This window comes from Saccharopolyspora rosea, from assembly GCF_025643595.1.
In the GTDB taxonomy this organism is placed as follows: Bacteria; Actinomycetota; Actinomycetes; order Mycobacteriales; family Pseudonocardiaceae; genus Saccharopolyspora; species Saccharopolyspora rosea.
Map to the genome: position 1 here is coordinate 1,933,641 of NZ_CP102826.1, position 19,900 is coordinate 1,953,540.

18 protein-coding genes are annotated in these 19,900 nt (G+C 71.1%); 15 read left to right on the forward strand and 3 right to left on the reverse strand.

Features of this window, described 5'->3' with window-relative positions; all coding sequences use genetic code 11:
- Positions 1-65: 65 nt before the first annotated feature.
- From NV263_RS09425 to NV263_RS09455, 7 genes are all read left to right on the forward strand, one after another.
- The gene (locus tag NV263_RS09425) at positions 66-1,772 is read left to right on the forward strand and encodes a CTP synthase (protein ID WP_380759408.1); all 1,707 of its coding nucleotides are present in this window, start codon (positions 66-68) and stop codon (positions 1,770-1,772) included.
- 102 nt (positions 1,773-1,874) lie between these two features.
- Complete coding sequence (locus NV263_RS09430; protein WP_263252258.1) at positions 1,875-2,546, forward strand: NUDIX domain-containing protein; 672 nt, start codon at positions 1,875-1,877, stop codon at positions 2,544-2,546.
- Complete coding sequence (gene xerD, locus NV263_RS09435) at positions 2,543-3,490, forward strand: site-specific tyrosine recombinase XerD (protein WP_263252259.1); 948 nt, start codon at positions 2,543-2,545, stop codon at positions 3,488-3,490. The genes NV263_RS09430 and xerD overlap by 4 nt, the downstream gene beginning before the upstream one ends.
- Positions 3,491-3,654: 164 nt before the next feature.
- Positions 3,655-4,602 carry a ParA family protein gene (locus NV263_RS09440; RefSeq protein WP_263252261.1) on the forward strand — a complete coding sequence of 316 codons (948 nt, stop codon included), beginning with the start codon at positions 3,655-3,657 and terminating at the stop codon, positions 4,600-4,602.
- Between the two features lie 43 nt (positions 4,603-4,645).
- On the forward strand, positions 4,646-5,497 hold the full coding sequence (locus NV263_RS09445) for a segregation and condensation protein A (RefSeq protein WP_263252263.1): 852 nt from the start codon (positions 4,646-4,648) through the stop codon (positions 5,495-5,497).
- Positions 5,494-6,123, forward strand: coding sequence for an SMC-Scp complex subunit ScpB (scpB, locus tag NV263_RS09450; protein WP_263252265.1), 630 nt, complete (start codon positions 5,494-5,496; stop codon positions 6,121-6,123). Before NV263_RS09445 ends, scpB begins: the two co-directional genes overlap by 4 nt.
- Positions 6,113-6,874 (forward strand): pseudouridine synthase, encoded by a 762-nt coding sequence (locus tag NV263_RS09455; protein WP_263252267.1) that lies wholly within the window; start codon positions 6,113-6,115, stop codon positions 6,872-6,874. Before scpB ends, NV263_RS09455 begins: the two co-directional genes overlap by 11 nt.
- A 7-nt stretch (positions 6,875-6,881) precedes the next feature.
- Here the strand turns inward: NV263_RS09455 and NV263_RS09460 are convergent, their stop codons facing one another.
- Positions 6,882-8,057 (reverse strand): cation:proton antiporter, encoded by a 1,176-nt coding sequence (locus NV263_RS09460; protein WP_263252268.1) that lies wholly within the window; start codon positions 8,055-8,057, stop codon positions 6,882-6,884.
- A 115-nt stretch (positions 8,058-8,172) separates the two neighbouring features.
- Positions 8,173-8,655, reverse strand: a complete 483-nt coding sequence (locus tag NV263_RS09465; RefSeq protein WP_263252269.1) for a cation:proton antiporter regulatory subunit — start codon at positions 8,653-8,655, stop codon at positions 8,173-8,175.
- 184 nt (positions 8,656-8,839) lie between these two features.
- On the opposite strand from NV263_RS09465, the gene cmk reads away from it, so the two are divergent.
- The 6 genes from cmk to NV263_RS09495 all read left to right on the forward strand — a co-directional run bounded on the left by cmk (position 8,840) and on the right by NV263_RS09495 (position 14,436).
- Positions 8,840-9,562, forward strand: a complete 723-nt coding sequence (gene cmk / locus NV263_RS09470; RefSeq protein WP_263252270.1) for a (d)CMP kinase — start codon at positions 8,840-8,842, stop codon at positions 9,560-9,562.
- Entirely contained in the window at positions 9,559-10,233 is a 675-nt protein-coding gene (locus NV263_RS09475) for a lysophospholipid acyltransferase family protein (protein ID WP_263252271.1), read from the forward strand. The genes cmk and NV263_RS09475 overlap by 4 nt, the downstream gene beginning before the upstream one ends.
- Positions 10,230-11,669, forward strand: coding sequence for a ribosome biogenesis GTPase Der (gene der / locus NV263_RS09480; protein ID WP_263252273.1), 1,440 nt, complete (start codon positions 10,230-10,232; stop codon positions 11,667-11,669). Before NV263_RS09475 ends, der begins: the two co-directional genes overlap by 4 nt.
- A 157-nt stretch (positions 11,670-11,826) precedes the next feature.
- Positions 11,827-12,453: a response regulator gene (locus NV263_RS09485; protein WP_397545631.1), complete on the forward strand. Its 627-nt coding sequence runs from the start codon at positions 11,827-11,829 to the stop codon at positions 12,451-12,453.
- Positions 12,454-12,456: 3 nt separating this feature from the next.
- Positions 12,457-13,548 carry a sensor histidine kinase gene (locus tag NV263_RS09490; RefSeq protein ID WP_263252275.1) on the forward strand — a complete coding sequence of 364 codons (1,092 nt, stop codon included), beginning with the start codon at positions 12,457-12,459 and terminating at the stop codon, positions 13,546-13,548.
- Positions 13,549-13,602: 54 nt separating this feature from the next.
- Positions 13,603-14,436 (forward strand): aldo/keto reductase, encoded by an 834-nt coding sequence (locus tag NV263_RS09495; protein WP_263252276.1) that lies wholly within the window; start codon positions 13,603-13,605, stop codon positions 14,434-14,436.
- Positions 14,437-14,469: 33 nt separating this feature from the next.
- Here NV263_RS09495 and NV263_RS09500 read toward each other — a convergent pair whose 3' ends face one another.
- Complete coding sequence (locus NV263_RS09500; protein WP_263252278.1) at positions 14,470-16,542, reverse strand: S9 family peptidase; 2,073 nt, start codon at positions 16,540-16,542, stop codon at positions 14,470-14,472.
- A 102-nt stretch (positions 16,543-16,644) separates the two neighbouring features.
- Between NV263_RS09500 and NV263_RS09505 the strand changes: the two genes are divergently transcribed.
- Positions 16,645-18,729, forward strand: coding sequence for a glycoside hydrolase family 43 protein (locus tag NV263_RS09505; protein ID WP_263252280.1), 2,085 nt, complete (start codon positions 16,645-16,647; stop codon positions 18,727-18,729).
- A gap of 184 nt (positions 18,730-18,913) precedes the next feature.
- Positions 18,914-19,897, forward strand: coding sequence for a glycosyltransferase family 2 protein (locus NV263_RS09510; RefSeq protein ID WP_263252282.1), 984 nt, complete (start codon positions 18,914-18,916; stop codon positions 19,895-19,897).
- Positions 19,898-19,900 lie beyond the last annotated feature (3 nt).

Genomic DNA, 19,900 nt, shown 5'->3' on the forward strand with positions numbered 1-19,900 from the left:
AGCCAGCCGTCCTGCCAGCGCAGAATTCCAGCCCGGCGACGGCTTGACCACGGGGAGCTTTCTTGGTGCCGCAAGCACGCACTATCAAGCACGTGTTCGTGACGGGGGGCGTGGCCTCCTCTCTGGGTAAAGGGCTCACGGCTTCCAGTCTGGGCGAATTGCTGACCTCCCGCGGCCTGCGGGTGACCATGCAGAAGCTCGACCCTTACCTGAACGTGGATCCCGGGACCATGAACCCGTTCCAGCACGGTGAGGTCTTCGTGACCGAGGACGGGGCAGAGACCGACCTCGACATCGGGCACTACGAGCGGTTCCTGGACCGGGACCTGACCCGCAACGCCAATGTCACCACCGGCCAGGTCTACTCGGCCGTGATCGCCAAGGAGCGGCGCGGGGAGTACTTGGGCGACACGGTGCAGGTGATCCCGCACATCACCGACCAGATCAAGGCTCGGATCCGCGCGATGGCCGAGCCCGACGAGGACGGCCGCACGCCCGACGTGGTCATCACCGAGGTCGGTGGCACGGTCGGCGACATCGAATCGCTGCCGTTCCTGGAAGCGTGCCGGCAGGTCCGGCACGACGTGGGGCGGGACAACTGCTTCTTCCTGCACGTGTCGTTGGTGCCGTTCCTGGCTCCCTCGGGGGAGTTGAAGACCAAGCCGACGCAGCACTCGGTCGCAGCGCTCCGGAATATCGGTATTCAGCCGGACGCGCTGGTGTGCCGGGCGGACCGCGATCTGCCGGAGGACCTCAAGCGCAAGATCGCGTTGATGTGCGATGTGGACGTCGACGGTGTGGTGGCCTGCCCCGATGCGCCGTCGATCTACGACATCCCGCGGGTGCTGCACGGTGAGGGACTCGACGCCTACCTGGTCCGTCGGCTCGGACTGCCTTTCCGCGACGTCGACTGGTCGGTGTGGGGCGACCTGCTGGACCGGGTGCACAACCCCTCCGAGCGGATTCGGATCGCACTGGTCGGCAAGTACGTGGACCTGCCGGACGCCTACCTCTCGGTGACCGAGGCGCTGCGCGCAGGCGGCTTCGCGCACCGGGCGAAGGTCGAGATCTCCTGGGTGCCCTCGGACACCTGCGAAACCGAGTCCGGTGCGGCGCATGCGCTGTCCGGAATGGACGGTGTGCTGATCCCCGGTGGCTTCGGCGTGCGCGGCATCGAGGGCAAACTCGGTGCCATCCGGTACGCGAGGACGCACGGGATCCCGACCCTTGGGCTGTGCCTGGGGCTGCAGTGCATGGTGATCGAGACGGCCCGGTCGTTGGCCGGTCTGGAGCGGGCGAACTCCACCGAGTTCGAGGAGCCGTGCCAGCACCCGGTGGTCAGCACCATGGCCGACCAGCACGACGTCGTCTCGGGGGACCGGGACATGGGCGGCACCATGCGGCTCGGTGCGTACCCGGCGAAGTTGCAGAAGGACTCGATCGTCGCGCAGGCGTACGGGACCGAGGAGGTGTCCGAGCGCCACCGGCACCGCTACGAGGTGAACAACGCCTACCGGGACCGGTTGAGCAAGGCCGGGCTGGTGTTCTCGGGAACATCTCCGGACAACCGGTTGGTCGAGTTCGTCGAATTGCGCCGTGAGGAGCACCCCTTCTTCGTCGGTACCCAGGCGCATCCGGAACTCAAGAGCCGGCCCACGCGGCCGCACCCGCTGTTCGCCGCATTCGTGAAGGCGGCGATCGACTACCGGGCCGCGGAGCGGTTGCCCGTCGATCTGTCCGACAGCGTGCAGGAGCCGGCGGCAAGCGTCTGACCGGCATAGACGGCGGCGGATCGCGGGTGGTGCGGTCGGCGGGTGACGTTCGGTCGCTCGTCGATCGCATCTCGGTGTGGGGCACGTCCTAGGGTGGGGGACGTGGACACGAGTGAGAACCCGGACGGCGCCGGACGCGGCGTCGCGCGCACCAATGGCGAGCACGAGTTCGAAACGCTGGACAGCACGGATGTCTACGTCGGCAACATCCTCGCGCTGCGAGCCGACGAGGTGGCGATGCCAGGCGGTGCGCGGGCTCGTCGGGAGGTCGTGGAACACCTCGGTGCGGTAGCGGTCGTCGCGCTGGACGAGGACGACCAGGTCGTGCTCATCCACCAGTACCGATACCCGCTCGGACGCCGGTTGTGGGAGCTGCCGGCCGGGCTGCTCGACGTGGCCGGTGAAGAACCGGTCCGCACCGCGCAGCGGGAGCTCGTCGAGGAGGCGGGGCTCGCTGCCACGAACTGGTCGGTGCTGGTCGACATCGCGACGTCGCCGGGATTCACCGACGAGAGCGTGCGAGTCTTCCTCGCGACCGGTCTGTCCGATGTGGAACGACCGGCGGCAGTGGGAGACGAGGAGGCGGACCTCGTGATCCACCGCGTTCCGCTCGCCGAGGCCGTGGGCATGGTGTTGTCCGGGGAGATCGTCAACTCCCCGGCGGTGTCCGGATTGCTGGCCGCGCAGGAGGTGCACGCGGGGCGGGCGAAGCCTCGGCCCGTCGACGCGGCGTGGCGTGATCGGCCGAGCAGCTTCGGTTCTCGCGCGAGGTGAAGCGCTTCGAAGACCTGCCCGTGCGGCTGGGCGAGGTGATCGGTGGTTACCTCGATCACCTCGCCGTCGAACGCGGTACGGCTCGCAGCACCGTCGACTCCTACGCGCGGGATCTGCATCGGTACGGCCAGTTCCTCGCCGACGTCGGTGTGGCGGATCTCGTGGACGTGCGTGCTGAGCACCTGTCCTCGTTCCTGGGTGAACTGCGGGAGGGAACCGCGGAGCGGACGCCGTTGGCGGCCTCGTCGGCGGCGCGTGCGCTGGTCGCGGTGCGGGGGCTGCACCGGTTCGCGCATGCCGAAGGGCTGTTGCAGGTGGACGTGGCGCGGGAGGTTTCACCGCCCAGTCTTCCGAAACGGCTGCCGAAGGCGTTGTCGATTCACGACGTCGACCGCTTGCTGACGCACGCCGGGGGCGATGATGTGCGCGGACTGAGGGATCGTGCGCTGCTGGAACTGCTCTACTCCACCGGAGCCCGGATTTCCGAGGCGGTCGGATTGGACGTCGACGACGTCGACGACACCGAACGCACGGTGTTGCTCGACGGGAAGGGCGGCCGGCAGCGACTCGTGCCGATCGGGCGTCCGGCGTTGGCGGCGCTGGACGCCTACCTGGTGCGGGCCAGGCCGGTGCTCGCGACACGCGGACGCGGTAGCGCGGCGATCTTCCTGAACTCGCGTGGCACCAGGCTGTCCCGGCAGAGCGCCTGGAACGCGCTCAAGGCCGCCGCCGACCGGGCCGGGATCGCCGCCGTCGTGTCACCGCACGTGTTGCGCCACTCGTTCGCCACCCACCTGCTGGAGGGCGGTGCGGACGTTCGCGTCGTGCAGGAACTCCTGGGACACGCGTCGGTCACCACGACGCAGGTCTACACGCTCGTCACGGTCAACACGCTGCGGGAGGTGTATGCCACGGCACATCCACGTGCCCACGCTCCGGAGTGATGCGGCGACGCTGCGAATGCGATCCCTCCGTCGGGCCGGTACGGACGGGCCGCAGTGCTCTGGAACGCATTTCCGACACCCCGGCGAGGCGCGTTGCCGCTGGTAGTGAATGCCACTTAGGCTGCGTTTCGATCGCCACCGGCTTGAGAAGGAGTCAGATCGCCATGTCGCAACCGCAGCCCTCCGCCGAGGGGCGGGCCCGGGGCGCGGTCGACCTGAGCATCGCCCCGGAAACGACCGGCAGCTCGGAGGACGAGGTCGACCTGTCGCCGGGCTCCTCCCGCGGCCTCGGGCCCACCGGCAGGCCACGTCGACGCATCCCCGAACCGCCGCTGCTGGACAAGCACGGCCCGGCGTCGGTGCTCGCGATGTGCAATCAGAAGGGCGGCGTCGGGAAGACCACGTCGACGATCAATCTCGGGGCCGCGCTCGCCGAGTACGGGCGCAAGGTGCTGCTGGTGGACTTCGATCCGCAGGGGGCGCTCTCGGTCGGTCTGGGCGTCCAGCCGCACCAGCTGGAGCAGACCATCTACAACGTGATCATGGAGCGCGCGGTCGGCGTCGAGGACGTCGTGATGCGCACCAGCGTCGACGGCATGGACCTGTTGCCGAGCAACATCGACCTGTCCGCAGCCGAGGTGCAGCTGGTCGCCGAGGTCGGTCGGGAGCAGACGTTGCAGCGGGTGCTGCGGCCCGCGCTCCCGGAGTACGACTACGTGCTGGTGGACTGCCAGCCTTCGCTGGGCCTGCTGACGGTCAACGCGCTGGCCGCGGCCGACGGGGTGATCATCCCGCTGGAGTGCGAGTTCTTCAGCCTGCGGGGCGTGGCGCTGCTCATCGACACCATCGAGAAGGTGCGGGAGCGGTTGAATCCCGACCTGGAGATCAGTGGCATCCTGGCGACCATGTTCGATCCGCGCACGCTGCACTCCCGCGAAGTGATGGCCAGGGTGGTGGAGGCGTTCGGGGACATCGTCTACGACAGCGTCATCAACCGGACGGTGCGGTTCCCCGAGACGACCGTGGCCGGGGAGCCGATCACGCGCTGGGCCCCGCAGTCGTCGGGGGCGCAGGCGTACCGGGCCCTGGCGCGCGAGGTGATCGCGCGGTGAACGGCATGCGTTGTGGCGGGCCGAGGGGGCGGGGGCCCGGCGAGTGACCGATCCCGCTGTCCCGGACGAGGTGACCGAGTCGGCTCCGCGGGACTCCAACCGGTTCACCGTGCGGCTGGACAACTTCGAGGGTCCGTTCGACCTGCTGTTGCAGCTGATCTCGCAGCACCAGATGGACGTCACCGAAGTGGCGCTGCACCGGGTCACCGACGAGTTCATCGCCTACACCAAGGCTCTCGGCGAGCAGTGGGACCTCGACGAGACCACCGAGTTCCTGGTGGTCGCGGCCACGCTGCTCGATCTCAAGGCGGCGCGGCTGCTGCCCGCCGCCGAGGTGGAGGACGAGGACGACCTGGCACTGCTGGAAGCCCGCGACCTGTTGTTCGCCCGGCTGCTGCAGTACCGGGCGTACAAGCAGGTGGCCGCGTTGTTCGCCGAGCTGGAAGCCGGTGCGCTCCGCCGGTACCCGCGGGCGGTTTCGCTGGAGAAGCGGTTCGAGGGGCTGCTGCCGGAAGTGGTGATCGGGGTGGACCCGAACCGGTTCGCCGAGATCGCCGCCGCGGTGTTCCGCCCGAAGCCGCCTCCGACCGTGTCGCTGGACCACATCCACCAGCACCAGGTGTCGGTGCGGGAGCACGCCGCGCTGCTGCGGGTCCGGTTGGCGGAGCAGGGCAGCGCCGCGTTCGGCGAGTTGGTGTCCGACTGCGGGCACACCGTCGAGATCGTCGCGCGGTTCCTGGCCCTGCTGGAGCTGTACCGGGAGAAGGTGCTGCAGTTCGAGCAGGAGAGCCCGCTCGGCGAGCTGATCGTGCGCTGGGTCGGCGGGAGCGTCGAGCAGGCGCAGGCCGACGCCGAGGCGCAGCGGGCCAGGCAGGACGAAGAGGAGTACGGGTGAGCGAGCAGGACGCGGAGGCCGACGCCCCTGCGGCGACATCGGACAACGGGTCGGAGGCCGTGGTCGCGCAGTCGGCCCCGGACCTCGACTCCGATGCCGCCCTCGACGCCGCTCTGGAGGCGTTGCTGCTGGTCGTGGACATTCCCGCGGGGGAGGAGCTGCTGGCGGACACGCTGGAGCAGCCGGTCGCCCGGGTGCGCGAGGCGCTGCACCGGCTCTCCGACGGCTACGCGGCGGCCGAGCGCGGGCTGGACCTGCGGCGGGTCGGTGACGGCTGGCGGTTCTACACGCGGGAGAAGTACGCGCCTTACGTGGAGCGGTACCTGCTGGACGGGCAGCGGACGAAGTTGACGCGCGCGGCGCTGGAGACACTGGCGGTGATCGCCTACCGGCAGCCGGTGACGCGTGCGCGGGTGGCAGCGGTACGCGGTGTGAACGTCGATGGCGTCATCCGTACCCTGGTGGGGCGCGGCCTGATCGAGGAGGCCGGAACCGATCCTGAGACAGGTGGCATCCTGTACTGCACGACCGAGCTGTTCCTGGAGCGGCTGGGGCTGTCGTCGCTGAAGGACCTGCCACCACTCGCCCCGTTGCTGCCCGAAGTGGATTCGATTGATGACGTCTGAGCACCGTTCCCCGACCAACGCCGCCGCTGAAGGAGTGCGGCTGCAGAAAGTGCTGTCCCAGGCAGGAGTGGCCTCCCGGCGCGCCGCCGAGGAGATGATCCTGGAAGGGCGCATCGAGGTCGACGGAGAGGTCGTCACCGAGCTGGGGCGCCGGGTGGACCCGGCGGTCGCGGTGATCCACGTCGACGGCAACCGCGTGGTGGTCAACGACGAGACGGTGCACCTGCTGCTGAACAAGCCGCGGGGGATCCTGTGCACGATGTCCGACGACCAGGGGCGGCCCTGCATCGGCGACTACCTGCGGGAGCGCGAGGGCAAGCTGTTCCACGTGGGGCGTCTCGACCAGGACACCGAGGGGCTGCTGCTGATCACCAACGACGGTGAGTTGGCGCACCGGTTGATGCACCCGTCGTACCGGGTGACGAAGACCTACCTGGCCGAGGTGCTGGGGCCGATCCCGAAGGACCTCGGTCGGCGGCTGCGCGCGGGCATCGAACTCGACGACGGCGTGGCCAAGGTCGATCGGTTCAAGCTGGTCGACGTCAACCAGGGCCGGGCGCTCGTCGAGGTCGTGCTGCACGAGGGCCGCAAGCGCATCGTGCGCCGACTGCTCAAGGCCGCCGGGCATCCGGTGCAGCGGCTCGTGCGCACCGCGATCGGCGAGGTTCAGCTGGGCAACGAGCGGCCAGGCGCGATCCGGCGGCTCAACCGGCAGGAGGTCGGTTCGCTGTACGGCCTCGTCGGGATGTGACCCGACCTCAGGACCTGGCGGGGCGCAGCCGCAGCACGCGGCGTGCGACAGGTTCGACGACCCGGGCCGCCACGGGTCCCAGGATCGCCATCAGGAGCACGTAGGCGGTGGCGAGCGCGGCGAGTTCACCGGTGACCGAACCGGAGGCGACGGCCAGTCCGGCGATGACGATGGAGAACTCGCCGCGTGCCACCAGTGCGGCACCGGCGCGCACCCGGCCCATCCGGCCGACGCCCTGCATCCGCGAGGCCAGCCAGCCGGTCGCGATCTTGGTGGCGCTGGTGGCGAGCGCGAGCAGCAGCGCCACCGGTAACACCGGCGGGATCTCGGCCGGATTGGTGTTCAGGCCGAAGACGACGAAGAACACCGCGGCGAACAGGTCTCGCAGCGGTTCGAGCATCCGGGAGGCGTTCACCGCGGTCGACCCGGAGATCGCGATGCCCAGCAGGAACGAGCCGACGGCGGCCGAGACCTGCAACTCCGAGGCGATGCCGGCGACCAGCAGGGCCGCGCCCAGCAGCCGCAGCAGGAACACCTCCGGGTCCGGGCTGTCGACCAGCGCCGAGACGTACCGGCCGAACTTCAGCGCGATCACCAGCACCAGGGTGATGACGACCAGGGACACACCCACCGCGGTGAGGCCGCCCAGGAAGCTCACCCCGGCCAGCACGGCGGTCAGGATCGGCAGGTAGACGGCCATCGCCAGGTCCTCGAAGACCAGGATCGACAGGATCACCGGGGTTTCCCGGTTGCCCAGCCTGCCGAGGTCGCCGAGCACCTTCGCGACGATGCCGGACGACGAGATGTAGGTGACCCCGGCCATGCTCAGCGCTCCGATCGGACCCCACCCCAGCAGCAGCGCGACCAGCGCACCGGGGACCGCGTTGAGCACGATGTCGATCAGGCCGGCGAGCCAGGAGCGCCGCAGTCCCGTGACGAGTTCGCCGGCCGAGTACTCCAGGCCGAGCAGCAGCAACAGCAGCACCACGCCGATCTCGGAGGCGAGGTGGGTGAACGGCACGATGCCGTGCAGCGGTATCAGGCCACCGGTGCCGAAGGCGAGCCCTCCGAGCAGGTACAGCGGGATCGGTGATACGCCGATCTTCCAGGCGAGTCTTCCGAGGATGCCGAGACCGAAGAACACCGCTCCCAGCTCGATGAGGGAGATCGCCGTGTCGTGCACCGTGTTTCCTCTCGCCTGTTGCCGTACCTATGCAGTTGTGGGCGCGCGTCACCCGCTCGGGGGTGACGCGTGATCCCGGCCGGTGCCGGGCGTCAGCGTGGTGTTGTGGGTGTGATCAGCCCTTCTCCAGGATTTCGCTGGCCGCGCGGAGACCGTCCGCGGTGCCGACGACGACCACCAGGTCACCGGCGGCGAACTCGAAGTCCGGCCGCGGGGACGGGTGCACCGCACCACCGCGGACGACCGCGACGATCGACGTCGAGGTGCGGGTGCGCATCTCGGTCTCGCCGAGCGTCCGGCCCGCGTACGGGGAGTTCGGGGTGACCGGCAGCTGCCACGTGGTGACTCCGGTCACCTCGCGTTGCTGCTCGGTGAGCTGGGCGACGAGCTGCGGGGCGCCGAGCAGGTTGGCCAGCGCGCTGGTCTCCTCGGTGGTCAGATCAACCGACGCCGCGACCTTGTCGGGGTCGTCGTGGTCGGACACGATCAGCTCGAACCGGCCGTCACGGTAGGTGATCACACCGATGCGGTGGCCGGAGCGGGTCGTGAAGTCCTGCTGCGTCCCGAGTCCTGGAAGCGGGGTCACTGTGACGTCCACGGTCGCCGACCCTAATACATGCCCCTCGACGAATGTTCACATTCTTCGCATCTGGCGTCGTGGTGGACTGTGCCGGGGGTGACCCGGACTCGCCTGGGGGACGTCGGTGCCGACCGGGCAGAATGGGTTGTTGGTCCGGCGCACGCCGACCGGTCAACGTTCACCCAGGGGGAGGAAGTACGACGTGGCACACGCCCAGCTCCGCGGTGTGGTGGCCCTCGACGGACCGTCGGGCACCGGCAAGTCCACGGTGTCCCGGAGGTTGGCCTCGGCGCTCGGCGCGACCTATCTCGACACCGGCGCGATGTACCGCGCGGCGACGCTGGCGGTGCTGCGGGCCGGAGCAGATCCGTCCGACGAGGCGGAGGTGCGGCGGATCGTCTCCGCGGCACGGCTGGTCGTCGGTACCGATCCCGGGCACCCCGAGGTGTTGCTGGACGGCGTCGACGTCGGCCGGGAGATCCGAGGACCGCAGGTGACCGCTGCGGTGTCCGCGGTGTCCGCGGTCGCGGAGGTGCGGCGGCTGCTCGTCGGGCAGCAGCGCGAGGTGATCCGCCGGGCGCTGGTCTCCCCGGGCGGGATCGTCGTGGAGGGGCGCGACATCGGTACCGCGGTCGCTCCGGAGGCCGGGCTGAAGGTCTACCTGACCGCGTCCGCGCGCGCCCGGGCGGAGCGGCGGACCGCGCAGGACGTCTCCGAGGGGCGTGCCGGGAACCTGGACCGGACGCACCAGGACGTGCAGCGCAGGGACGCGCTCGACTCGGGGCGGGCGGTCTCGCCGCTGCGCATGGCCGACGACGCGGTGGAGCTGGACACGACCGAACTCGACCTGCCCGCGGTGCTCGAACAGCTGCACAAGCTCGTGGAGCTGCGGGGGCTGACCGACCCGGAACGGACCGCGCCATGACTGACGGCGTTCTGCCCGAAGGGGCTTCCCCGGCACTGCACCGGTTCGGTCAGTGGATCGGGCGCACGTTCGTGCGGCTGCCGTTCCGGGTGCGGGTGCACGGAGCGGAGCGGATCCCCGAGTCCGGGCCGGTCGTGCTGGTGTCGAACCACAGCTCGATGTTGGACGGGCCGTTGCTGTTCGGGACGCTGCGGCGCCCGGTGGTCTTCCTGATCAAGCGCGAGATGTTCCGCGGTGCGCTCGGATGGTTCCTGCGCCGCATCGGGCAGCTGTCGGTGCGGCGCGGCGAACCCGACCGCACACCGCTGCTGGCCGCCGTGCGCGTGCTGCGCGCGGGCGGCATGGTCGGGGTGTTCCCCGAAGGCACGCGAGGTGCCGGTGACGTGGACAATGCCCAGCACGGGGCGGCGTGGTTGGCGCGGACCGCCGGGGCCCGGTTGCTGCCGGTGGTGTGCCGGGGGACGCGTCGTCCGCCCGGCCGGGGCCGTAGGCTGCTTCCCCGGATCGACGTGTTGTTCGGGGAACCGGTCACGCTGCCCACCGCCAAGGGGCGCGCCGGGCTGGTCGAGGCGACCGAACGGGTGCGGAGCGAACTGGTCGAGCTGATCAGCGAGCTGGATCGGATGGTGGCCGACCAGCACCAAGACGATGTGAGAGGGAAACGAGCGTGACCGACGAGTCGCTGGACGGCGCCGGCCTGGACGGCACGTGGACCGACGAGTCCGAATGGGCCCGGTTCGACGTCGAGCCGGAGGCCGAGGAGTCGACCGGTCCGCCGCCGCAGCCGGTGCTGGCCGTGGTCGGCCGCCCCAACGTGGGCAAGTCGACGCTGGTCAACCGCCTGCTGGGCAGGCGTGAGGCAGTCGTGCAGGACACCCCGGGCGTCACCCGGGACCGGGTCGCCTACGACGCGCTGTGGAACGGCCGCCGCTTCACCGTCGTCGACACCGGCGGCTGGGAGCCGGACGCCAAGGGCTTGCAGGCGTCGGTGGCCGCGCAGGCCGAGCTGGCCATGAACACCGCCGACGCGGTGCTGCTGGTGGTGGACGCGCAGGTCGGCGCCACCGCCACCGAGGAGGCGGTGGCCCGGGTGCTGCGCCGGTCCGAGCGTCCGGTGCTGGTCGCGGCCAACAAGGTCGACGACGAGCGCACCATGGCCGAGGTGCACTCGCTGTGGTCGCTGGGCCTGGGTGAGCCGTTGCCGGTCAGCGGTCTGCACGGTCGAGGCTCCGGGGACCTGCTGGACCGCGTGCTGGAGTCGTTCCCCGCCACGCCGCGCGAGAAGATCGGCGGGTCGGGCGGGCCGCGCCGCGTCGCGCTGGTCGGCAAGCCGAACGTGGGCAAGTCGAGCCTGCTCAACCGGTTGACCGGCGAGGAGCGGTCGGTGGTGCACGAAGCCGCCGGTACCACGGTCGACCCGGTGGACTCCCTGGTCGAGCTGGACGGCGAGCTGTGGCGGTTCGTCGACACCGCGGGGCTGCGCAAGCGGGTCAAGACCGCCAGCGGCACCGAGTACTACGCGTCGCTGCGGACCAAGTCGGCCATCGAAGCCGCCGAGGTCGCGATCGTGCTCATCGACGGGTCGCAGCCGTTGAGCGAGCAGGACCTCCGGGTGATCACGATGGTCGTCGAGGCCGGTCGTGCGTTGGTGATCGCCTACAACAAGTGGGACCTGGTCGACGACGACCGCCGGCGGCAGCTGGAGAAGGAGATCGACCGCGAGCTGGTGCGCGTGCGGTGGGCCGAACGCGTCAACGTCTCGGCGCGCACCGGTCGCGCGGTGGCCAAGCTGGCCCCGACGCTGCGCACGGCTCTGGAGTCGTGGGACACCCGGATCCCCACCGGGCGGCTCAACGGGTGGCTGTCCGATCTGGTCGCCGCGAACCCGCCGCCGGTGCGCAGCGGGAAGCAGCCGAAGATCCTGTTCGCCACGCAGGCGCACACCCGCCCGCCGACGCTGGTGCTGTTCACCACCGGATTCCTGGAGGCCGGTTACCGCCGGTTCATCGAACGGAAGTTCCGGGAGACGTTCGGTTTCGTCGGCAGCCCGGTGCGCATCTCGGTCCGCGTCCGCGAGAGCAAGAAGGCCCGAACCGGGCGCGGGTGAGCAGTGTTGATCACCGTGCGCACGGGTGGCGTGTGCGTTCGGTTCCCGGCTTCGGCGCTAGTCTGCTGGCGTTCTCGGGAAGCAGGGGAGGTGACCGAGAGTGCGGACCGACGACGGTGGGGCGCCGATCCGCGTGGTGCTGGCCGACGACGAGCCGATGTTGCGGCGGGGACTTCGGGTGCTGCTGGAAAGCGGTGGTCCCATCCGGGTCGTCGCGGAGGCCGCGGACGGTGACCGGTTGGTGTCCGCGGTGCGCGCGCACCGCCCGGACGTCGCGCTGGTCGACGTGCAGATGCCGGGCAAGGACGGGCTGACCGCGTTGCGCGACCTGCGGGCGCTCGGCCAACCGCCCGCCACCGCCGTGCTCACCACGTTCGACCTGGACGAGTACGTGGCCGACGCCCTGCGGTACGGGGCGAACGGTTTCCTGCTCAAGGACGCCGAACCGGCCGTGCTGGTGCGGGCGGTGCAGGACCTCGCGGCCGGAGGCGCGGTGCTCGATCCGCGCATCACGGCGCGACTGCTGCCGCGGCTGCGTTCCATGGGGGACACCACGCGCGAAGCGCGACTGGTGCGGTCTCTTTCGGCGCGGGAGCAACAGGTTCTGCGGCTGCTGGCGGTCGGTCGGTCCAATGCCGACATCGGTGTCCGGTTGGGACTGACGGAGGCGACGGTCAAGAGCTACGTCTCCACGGTGCTGAGCAAGCTCGGGGCGCAGAACCGGGTGCAGGCGGCGTTGATGGCGCAACGGGTGTCGGACCTGGACGACGTCGACCCGAGGTGAGTTGTGCGGTGGCTGATCCGCGAACGGCGGCGGCTGGGGGTGGAGGCCCTGACCGTGGGCATCCCGGTGGCCGCCGTGCTGTTCGCCTACCAGGAGCCCGGCTTCGCGCTGTGGTCCGGACTGGCGGCGTCGCTGTTGCTGCCCGTGCGGCTGCGGTGGCCGCGGATCGCGGTGCTGCTGTGCGTGCCCGCGTTGGCCGGGGGACTCGGTTGGGCGCCCGCGATCGTGGCGTTGTTCGCGCTCGGACGGGCGCAGCCGCGTTTCTGGCCGCTGACTTCGTGGGGCGCGGTGGTGGCGTTGTCCGCGGTGCTGCCGGTGCTCGTCCTCCAGTCGCTGGGCGTGGGTGCCATCGTGCTGACGATCAGCTTCGTGGTGCTGGCGGCCGGGGCTCCCGCGGCGCTGGGGGCGCTGGTGGCCCTGCGGCAGCAGCTGGCGGTGAGCCTGTGCCGGTTGCGGGAGGCGGTGGACGCGCAACTGCGGGCCAGGGCCGAGACCGCGCGCGCCGAGGAGCGGGCGCGCATCGCGCGGGAGATCCACGACGCGGTGGGGCACCACGTGACCTTGATCGCCGTCGAGTCGGCCGCGCTGGCGGCCACGACCGGCGAAGCCGAGTCGAAGGACACCGCGCTGCGCGTGCGCGAGCTCGCCAGGCAGGCGTTGGACGAGATGCGCGTCACACTCGGCCTCGGTGGCGGCCGTTCCGAACAGCCCGGCCTGCGCACCATCCCGGACCTGGTGGGACGTGCCCGGGACGCCGGCGTCGACGTGGAGCTGTCCACCGAAGTCACCGGCGAACCGGCGGCCTCGGTGCAGCGCGCCGCCTACCGGGTCGTGCAGGAGGCGTTGACCAACGCCTCGAAGCACGCGCCGGGAGCCCCGGTCCGCGTCCGGCTCGACGACGGGGACGGAGAACTGCGGGTCAGCGTGATCAACGGTGCGTCCGGCGATGTCGTTCCCGAGGCGAGCGGTGGTGGTTCCGGGTTGGAGGGGTTGTCCGAGCGGGTCCGGATGGCCGGCGGTCGGCTGCACGCAGGACGGGCCGACGACGGCGGCTTCGAATTGGTGGCCGTGCTGCCCGGGGTCGCCGCGCCGTAGGCTGTCGTCGCGCCCGGCACCGATCGACGACGTGGAACGGAGTGTGCGACGAGCATGCGACACCTTCGACTGCCCGCCGGGGACGCGATGCCGGTGCTGGGGCAGGGAACCTGGGGGATGGGCGAACGGGCCGCGCGGCGCGCCGACGAGATCGACGCGCTCCGGCACGGTCTCGACCTGGGCCTGGGGTTGATCGACACCGCCGAGATGTACGGCAGCGGTGGCGCCGAGGAGGTCGTGGGCGAGGCGATCGCCGGGCGGCGCGACGAGGTGTTCCTGGTCAGCAAGGTGTTCCCGCACAACGCCGGGCGGCGCGCGGCCGTCGAGGCGTGCGAGCGCAGCCTGCGGCGGCTCGGTGCGGACCACCTCGACCTGTACCTGCTGCACTGGCGGGGCGGCACCCCGCTGGAGGAGACCTTCGAAGCGTTCGACCAGCTGCGCGCCGACGGCAAGATCCGGCACTTCGGCGTGAGCAACTTCGACCCCGACGACATGGCCGAGCTGTTCGGCACCGACCTCGGCCGGGAGTGCGCCACCGACCAGGTGCTGTTCAACCTGACCCGGCGCGGCGTCGAGTGGGACCTGCTGCCGTGGTGCGCGCAGCGGGAGGTGCCCGTGATGGCGTACTCGCCGATCGAGCAGGGCAGGCTGCTCGGCGCGCCGGCGCTGCGGGAGGTCGCCGAGCGCCATTCCGCCACCCCCGCCCAGATCGCGGTCGCCTGGGTGCTGGCGCACGCGGGCGTGTGCGCGATCCCGAAGGCGGCGACCCGGCAGCACGTCGCGGAGAACGCTGCCGTGCTCGACATCGAGCTGTCCGACGCCGATCTGGCCGACCTGGACGCGGCGTTCCCCGCGCCGTCCGGGCCGGTGCCGCTGGAGATCCTCTGAGCCGCGGCCGGTTCCGCTCCGGCGGAACCGGCCCTACCGGGCCAGGGCGTGGCGGAGGAAGTCCACCTGCAGCAGCAGGAGGTTCTCGCTGGTCGTCTCGTCGGTGGGCATGTGGCTGACGCCGGGCAGCGGGAGCATCGCGTGCGGGCGCGCCGCGGCGGTGAGCGCCGCCGACAGCCGCAGCGCGTGCGCCATCACGACGTTGTCGTCGACCGTGCCGTGCACGATCAGCATCGGCCGGGCCAGCTTGTCCGCGTCGGCCAGCAGCGAGTTGGCCTCGTAGACCTCGGGTGCCGTGTGCGGGTCGCCGAGGTAGCGCTCGGTGTAGTGGGTGTCGTACAGCCGCCAGTCGACCACGCCTGCACCGACGATCGCGGCGTGGAAGACGTCCGGCCTGCGCAGCACCGCCAGGGCGGACAGGTAGCCGCCGAAGGACCAGCCTCGGATGGCGACCCTGTTCAGGTCGAGCTCGGGGTGTTCCGCGGCGGCCGCGTGCAGCGCGTCGACCTGGTCCTGCAGCGTCGGTCCGGCCAGGTCACCGGCGATCGCGCGGTCCCAGTCCGGGTCCCGGCCGGTCATCCCGCGACCGTCGGTGACCAGCACGGCGAACCCCTGGTCGGCGAACCACTGCGAGGTCAGGTAGCCCTGCTGGCGGGCGAGCACGCGCTGGGCCTGCGGGCCGCCGTACGGGTCGACCAGCACCGGCAGCGGGCCGCCCCGGTGGTCCGCGGGCAGCAGCAGCGCGCTGCGCAACCGCCGCTCGCCGAGGCGCAGGAGTTCGACGTTGAGCGTCATGCCGTGCTCTTCGGCGACGTTGCCGACCTCGGCGACCTGCTCGGAGCCGCGCAGCACCCGCACCCGGGTCCGCGGTTCGTCGAGCGTGCCGGAGGCGACGACCAGCACGTCGTCGCGGCGCGTTCCGGTGTGGACACCGGGGCCGCTCGTGAGCCGCTGCGCTCCGGATTCGGTGACCCGGTAGAGGTGGATCTCCGCCGGGTCGTCCTCGGACGCCGACACGAGGACGTCGTCGTCGACGTCGAGCACCGCGCGGACCTGGAGGGGCGCGGACGTCCAGGCGCGGTCGCCGACGACCAGCCGGTACGCGCCGTCCTCGGCGGCGACCCGGACGAGCCGGCCATCCGGGGTCCACGCGGGCCACCCGGTCTTGATCTCGATCCAGTGCGGGTCGACGTCGCGGTGCAGTTCCTCGGTGCGGCCGGTGTGCGGGTCGACGGCGAGGACCAGCTGGGTGCGCTGGTCCCGGCTCTGCACCGCGATCAGCGGACGACCGTGCGCCGACCAGTGCGCGGCGACCAGGTACGGGTAGGCGGCGCGGTCCCAGTCGACGTCGGTCCGCCGGCCGTCGAGGGCGAGCACGGCGAGCGAGACGTCGGCGTTGTCGGTGCCGGCCGCCGGGTAGCGCATGGCCCGAGGTGGGCGGGACGGGTCGGCGGGGTCGGTGAGGTACCAGTGCCCGACCGGGGATTCGTCGACGCGGGCGGCCAGCAGCGCCGAGCCGTCCGGCGCCCACCAGTAGCCCCGGTAGCGGCTCATCTCCTCGGCCGCGATGAACTCGGCCGCGCCCCAGGTGACGTCCGGGCCGTCCGGTTCGACCACGGCGCGGTCGTCGGAACCGTCCACATCGATCAGTCGCAGCGTTCCGCCGGACAGGTAGGCGATTCGGTTGCCGTCCGGGGCCGGGCGCGGGTCGGCGACCGGGCCGCGGGCGGGCAGTTCGCGGGTGGTTCCGGCCGCGACGTCGGTGGCGAACAGGCGTCCGGACACGGCGAAGGCGACCAACGCGGCCGCCTGGTCGGTGGCGTAGCCGGTGATGCCGGTGGCCCGTTCCCGAGCGCGTTCCCGGCGGGCCTGCTCCTCGGCGGAGACCGAGTCGCCCGCCCGCAGCGCGTCGGGGTCGGCCAGCACCCGTTCCCGGCCGGTCGTCGTGTCCAACGCCCACAAGCGGTTGCTGCGGTCGGTGCCGTCGGCGGAGCGGAGGAACAGCACGGTGTCGCCGCTGCCGGACACCGTGAAGTTCCTGGGGGCGCCGAGGGTGAAGCCCTGCGTGCGGGCACTGCGGCGGGGGAACGACGACGCTGACGTCATGGGCTCAGCGTGCCAGGCGCGCGGTGTCCGCGGGCAAGGTGGTCCGCCGTTCGCGGTGCGCACCTTGACACCGCGCACAGCGTGCACATTCACTCGCTGTGGGTGAGCGTGGGGAAGGCGGGGCGGATGCGGCGGCTCGGGGTGTTCCTGCTTGTTCTACCGCTGGTGTTGGTGATCGGCTTGGGTGGTGCGATGGCGGGTGGGCGCGGGTCGAACGCGACCTACTTCAACAACGCGTCGCTGCCCGCCGCCGACCCGTACGTGCTCCGCGACGGCGGTTACTACTACGCCTACTCCACCGAGGGCGCCGATCCGGGCTACCACTTCGCGATCTACCGGTCCGCCGACCTCGCGACGTGGCAGCGGATCCCCGGCGGGGCGCTGCCCGCCGCCGACCCGGGGCAGTGGGGGCGGGACTGGTTCTGGGCGCCGGAGGTCTACCACAACCCCGCGACCGGCAAGTACTTCCTGTTCTACGCCGCGCGGCTGGCCGAGCCGCTGGTCGCCGAGTACTTCAAGTACCCCGACTTCGAGGAGCCGAGCAAGATCGGTGTCGCGGTCGCCGACTCGCCGACCGGGCCGTTCCACAACATCACCGACCGGCCGATCGACTACCGGCCGTACGACCCGGACTACCACGACGTCAACCTGATCATGCGCGATCCCAAGCGTCCTCCGGCGTCGCTGGAGGAGGGCCTGCGGGCGCCGCTGGGCACCTACCTCCCGTCGATCGATCCGAACGTGTTCTTCGACGGCGACCGCATCTACCTGTACTTCTCCCGCAACGCCTACCGGAACTGGGTGTGGGATCCGGTTCTGGGCAAGTACATCGAGGAGTCCAACATCTACGCGGTCGAGCTGACCGACGACTGGTGGCGCGATCCGAGCGGGACCACGATGCCGTCGATCGCGCCGCGGTACCGCGACGCGAACCGGTCGCCGCAGGACCCGCCGGGCGCCCGCAGGGACGGCTTCAGCCGGATCCTGGACTACGGTTCGGATCCGCAGGCGTGGGAGAACGCGCACGTCAACGACTACCAGCACAGCGGCGGGCGGAAGAAGGACCGCCGTTGGGAAGAAGGATCGACGACCGTCAAGCGGTACGACTCCGCCGGGCGTCCCGTGTACTTCCTGACGTACTCGGCGAACAACTACGAGAACCGGTTCTACGGCGTGGGATACGCCGTGGCGCGCAGCCCGCTCGGCCCGTGGCGGAAGAGTCCGGCGAACCCGGTTCTGCAGCAGGACGAGCGGATCGGCATGTACTCGACCGGTCACGGCAGCGTCGTCGCGTCACCGGACGGCTCCGAGTGGTACTACGTGCACCACGGCAGACCCACCCCGGACACGATGCGCAGGCTCTACACCGAGCGGATGGGCTTCGACGCGGACACCGGGAAGCTGCGGATCGACCAGTCCACGAGCGACGAACCGATCCCCTCCGGCGTGGCGCCGTACTCGCTGGTCGCGGACCGGCCGTGGGTCGACGTCAGCGATGGGGAGGGGCGGATCAGCTGGTCGGTGCGCACCGCGCGGGATGCCGCGGTGGATCTGGCCAACCCGCTCAACCGCGTGGCGGTGTCCGTCGATCCGCCAGGGGCGGTCGAGGTCCGCGCCGGGGCGGACGAGGCGCAGCTGCGCGGCCGGGTCCGGGTCGCCGCGCTGACCCTGCGGTACCAGCGGGAGAAGGCCACCGGCGGGTACGCCGACGTCGACAATCTCGGCCCGCGTCGTCCCGTGGCCCTGACCGTGCCGGTCGTCGGCTGCAGGCAGACCCGCACGGGGCGGATCGACGGGCCGGTCGAGGTGTCCGAAGGCGTGCTGTGCCTGCGCGACGCGACGGTGCGGGGCTCGGTGCGGGTGCTGCCCGGCGCCGCGCTGGTGTCCGTCGACTCGGTGGTGACCGGGCGGGTCCAGGCGCACGGGGCGCAAGCCGTGTGGCTGTCCGGTGGCCGGGTGGGCGGACCGGTGGACGTGACGGGCACGAGCGGGCTCGTGCGGCTGGACGGGGTGTCGGTCGGGGATTCCGCGTCGTTGCGGGACAACCGCACCCGGGCGCGCATCGTCGTCGCGGGCAATCGGATCAGCGGGTCCCTGCGCTGCACCGGGAACGTTCCCGCTCCGGAGGACGAGTCGCGTCCGAACACTGTGGACGGTGATGTTTCGGGGCAGTGCTCCGGAATGTGACTCCGGGGACGCGGAGAACTCCGCTGGAGGATATCGCGCCGGGATCAGGCCCATCCGGATTATTCGCCGGTGTGTCGGCGGGGTCGTGGTAGCGACGCGCGCTCTACGGTCGTCGCGATCCGTTGGCCCGCAGTGGTTTTCCGCGTTCCGCGGAAGCCTTTCGACCCTGGATGAGAGCTGACCCATGTACCTGTTGTCGGTGGTCGTTCCGTGCTTCAACGAGGAGGGCGGACTCCGGAAGTTGCACGACGCGCTGGTCGCCGCGTTGGCGGGACGCGTCCCGGAGTACGAGGTGGTCCTGGTCGACGACGGCAGCACCGATCGGACGTTGCCCGAGGCGCGGGAGTTGGCCGCGTTGAACCCGCGGTTCCGGTACGTGTCGTTGAGCCGCAACTTCGGCAAGGAATCCGCGATGCTGTGCGGTCTCCGGCACGCGCGCGGCGACCGCGTCGCGATCATGGACGCCGACCTGCAGCACCCTCCCGACGTGCTGCGGCGGATGTTGCGCGTGCTCGACTCCGGCTGCGACCAGGTCGTCGCGCGCCGGGACCGCAGCGGGGAGCGGTGGGGGAGGAGAGCACCTGCCCGGTGGTACTACCGGCTGGCCGCGCGGATGTGCGCGGTGCCGCTGCGGGACGGTGTCGGCGATTTCCGGGTGCTGTCGCGCCGGGCGGTCGACGCGGTGCTGGCGCTGCCCGAGTACACCCGGTTCTCCAAGGGGCTTTTCTCCTGGATCGGCTTCGACACCGCTTACGTCTCCTTCCGCGACGTGCGCCGGGCACGCGGTGCGTCGCGGTGGTCGTTCCGGTCGCTGGTGGACTACGGGGTCAGCGGGTTGGTCGCGTTCAACGACAGGCCGTTGCGGTCGTCGTTGTGCCTCGGCGTCGTCACGTCGTTGCTGGCGGCCGGCGGCTGCGCGGCGGCGCTGGCGCACGCCGCCGCGGAAGGTTCGTGGTCGGCGGTGCACGCGGCGCTGACCGCCGGCGTCATCGTGGTCGGGGGACTGCAACTGCTCTTCCTGGGAGTGCTTGGCGAATATCTCGGCAGGATCTACGCCGAAACCCGCAGGAGACCGCACTACCTGGTCAAGGAGGTCGGTCCGGAACCCGCTCCCGACGGCTGCCACCGGCTTCGCCCGGCCGAGCCGGTGGCCGAACTGGCGTCCTAGGAG

Coding starts and splice junctions, on each gene's coding strand:
- NV263_RS09440 (WP_263252261.1), top strand. CDS start 3,655: ATGTCGCAACCGCAGCCCTCCGCCGAGGGGCGGGCCCGGGGCGCGGTC.
- NV263_RS09455 (WP_263252267.1), top strand. CDS start 6,113: ATGACGTCTGAGCACCGTTCCCCGACCAACGCCGCCGCTGAAGGAGTG.
- NV263_RS09475 (WP_263252271.1), top strand. CDS start 9,559: ATGACTGACGGCGTTCTGCCCGAAGGGGCTTCCCCGGCACTGCACCGG.
- NV263_RS09485 (WP_397545631.1), top strand. CDS start 11,827: ATGTTGCGGCGGGGACTTCGGGTGCTGCTGGAAAGCGGTGGTCCCATC.
- NV263_RS09495 (WP_263252276.1), top strand. CDS start 13,603: ATGCGACACCTTCGACTGCCCGCCGGGGACGCGATGCCGGTGCTGGGG.
- NV263_RS09500 (WP_263252278.1), bottom strand. CDS start 16,542: ATGACGTCAGCGTCGTCGTTCCCCCGCCGCAGTGCCCGCACGCAGGGC.
- NV263_RS09510 (WP_263252282.1), top strand. CDS start 18,914: ATGTACCTGTTGTCGGTGGTCGTTCCGTGCTTCAACGAGGAGGGCGGA.